Origin of the sequence: Shewanella sp. KT0246 (genome assembly GCF_019654955.1) — a bacterium.
Taxonomy (GTDB): Bacteria; Pseudomonadota; Gammaproteobacteria; order Enterobacterales; family Shewanellaceae; genus Shewanella; species Shewanella goraebulensis.
The window spans coordinates 1-437 of record NZ_BPEV01000158.1 but is presented as its reverse complement, the minus strand read 5'-3'; the positions used below and the strand labels follow the sequence as shown (position 1 = coordinate 437).

The 437-nt window shown below is 43.9% G+C and carries 1 protein-coding gene and 1 pseudogene; one reads left to right on the top strand and one right to left on the bottom strand.

The annotated features are described in order from the left end of the window. A pseudogene (locus tag K5Q58_RS20950) lies at positions 1-225 on the top strand (aminotransferase); the annotation flags it as partial. Between the two features lie 2 nt (positions 226-227). On the opposite strand, the gene K5Q58_RS20945 reads toward K5Q58_RS20950, so the two are convergent. Further along, on the bottom strand, positions 228-437 hold a 210-nt coding region (locus tag K5Q58_RS20945; protein ID WP_220755755.1), incomplete at its 5' end, for a hypothetical protein.

Sequence of the window (437 nt, the reverse complement as noted above, 5' to 3'; positions counted from 1 at the left end):
ATTACAGAGGAATTAGAAGGCAAAGTGGTTTCTCCTCGCGAGAAAAGCCAGCGCAGCGGTACCATCATTTTAGATTTTGCAGATAAGCAGCAACAAGTCTTACAAACACTAAAAAGCGCTAATGTGAGTGTTGATGTACGGAGTTTGGGAATGCGAGTCTCACCGCATATTTATAATGATGAGGCCGATATCCAGGAGTTCTTGCAACTGGTTAAATCAACATAAAGCTAAGCGACGCTTTTGTTGCATCTATAGGCAGCGAAAGACATCGAGCTAAGTGAAAAGCGCGTAGCGCAGTGATAAAAGCATTGAAACAAATCCGAAGGTCCGCGCTTCTTGGCAATTTTTACTGCGCTATAGGCTACTTGTGGCGAATGACTAAACCCTATAGCCTCAGCTTTATCAAAAGAGCCATAAGCTGCGGCAACAGCAACCTT